This is a genomic window from Streptomyces sp. NPDC045287 (genome assembly GCF_056432325.1).
In genome coordinates this window covers 1-1,848 of the sequence record NZ_JBWKJG010000048.1, presented here as the reverse complement: position 1 = coordinate 1,848, position 1,848 = coordinate 1, and the positions used below count along the sequence as shown (strand labels likewise).

The window sequence follows — 1,848 nt, the reverse complement described above, 5'->3', positions numbered from 1 at the left end:
AACACAGTGGACGCGAGCAACTGAGGACAAGCCCTCGGCCTATTAGTACCGGTCAACTCCACCCATCACTGGGCTTCCATATCCGGCCTATCAACCCAGTCGTCTACTGGGAGCCTTACCCTCTCAAGGAGGTGGGAATACTCATCTCGAAGCAGGCTTCCCGCTTAGATGCTTTCAGCGGTTATCCCTCCCGAACGTAGCCAACCAGCCATGCCCTTGGCAGAACAACTGGCACACCAGAGGTTCGTCCGTCCCGGTCCTCTCGTACTAGGGACAGCCCTTCTCAATATTCCTACGCGCACAGCGGATAGGGACCGAACTGTCTCACGACGTTCTAAACCCAGCTCGCGTACCGCTTTAATGGGCGAACAGCCCAACCCTTGGGACCGACTCCAGCCCCAGGATGCGACGAGCCGACATCGAGGTGCCAAACCATCCCGTCGATATGGACTCTTGGGGAAGATCAGCCTGTTATCCCCGGGGTACCTTTTATCCGTTGAGCGACGGCGCTTCCACAAGCCACCGCCGGATCACTAGTCCCGACTTTCGTCCCTGCTCGACCCGTCGGTCTCACAGTCAAGCTCCCTTGTGCACTTACACTCAACACCTGATTGCCAACCAGGCTGAGGGAACCTTTGGGCGCCTCCGTTACCCTTTAGGAGGCAACCGCCCCAGTTAAACTACCCATCAGACACTGTCCCTGATCCGGATCACGGACCCAGGTTAGACATCCAGCACGACCAGAGTGGTATTTCAACGACGACTCCACCCCAACTGGCGTTGGGACTTCACAGTCTCCCACCTATCCTACACAAGCCGAACCGAACACCAATATCAAACTGTAGTAAAGGTCCCGGGGTCTTTCCGTCCTGCTGCGCGAAACGAGCATCTTTACTCGTAGTGCAATTTCACCGGGCCTATGGTTGAGACAGTCGAGAAGTCGTTACGCCATTCGTGCAGGTCGGAACTTACCCGACAAGGAATTTCGCTACCTTAGGATGGTTATAGTTACCACCGCCGTTTACTGGCGCTTAAGTTCTCAGCTTCGCCCCACCGAAATGGAACTAACCGGTCCCCTTAACGTTCCAGCACCGGGCAGGCGTCAGTCCGTATACATCGCCTTACGGCTTCGCACGGACCTGTGTTTTTAGTAAACAGTCGCTTCTCGCTGGTCTCTGCGGCCACACCCAGCTTAGAGTGCAAGACTCATCACCAGACATGGCCCCCCTTCTCCCGAAGTTACGGGGGCATTTTGCCGAGTTCCTTAACCATAGTTCACCCGAACGCCTCGGTATTCTCTACCTGACCACCTGAGTCGGTTTAGGGTACGGGCCGCCATGAAACTCGCTAGAGGCTTTTCTCGACAGCATAGGATCATCCACTTCACCACAATCGGCTCGGCATCAGGTCTCAGACTATGTGTCACGCGGATTTGCCTACGTGACGTCCTACACCCTTACCCCGGGACAACCACCGCCCGGGCTGGACTACCTTCCTGCGTCACCCCATCGCTCACCTACTACCAGTCTGGGCCACCGGCTCCACCACTCCGCGCTTGTCCGAAGACGCACACGGCGGTTTCACGGGCTTAGCATCGCTGGGTTCAGCGCTGGCGCTTCAAAGCGGGTACCGGAATATCAACCGGTTGTCCATCGACTACGCCTGTCGGCCTCGCCTTAGGTCCCGACTTACCCTGGGCAGATCAGCTTGACCCAGGAACCCTTAGTCAATCGGCGCACACGTTTCTCACGTGTGTATCGCTACTCATGCCTGCATTCTCACTCGTGAACCGTCCACAACTCGCTTCCACGGCTGCTTCACCCGGCACACGACGCTCCCCTACCCATC

The 1,848-nt window shown here is 56.9% G+C and carries 1 rRNA gene; it reads right to left on the bottom strand.

From position 1 onward, the window contains the following. Nucleotides 1–22: 22 nt before the first annotated feature. Nucleotides 23–1,848, bottom strand: a 23S ribosomal RNA gene (locus AC07D6_RS33485); the annotation flags it as partial.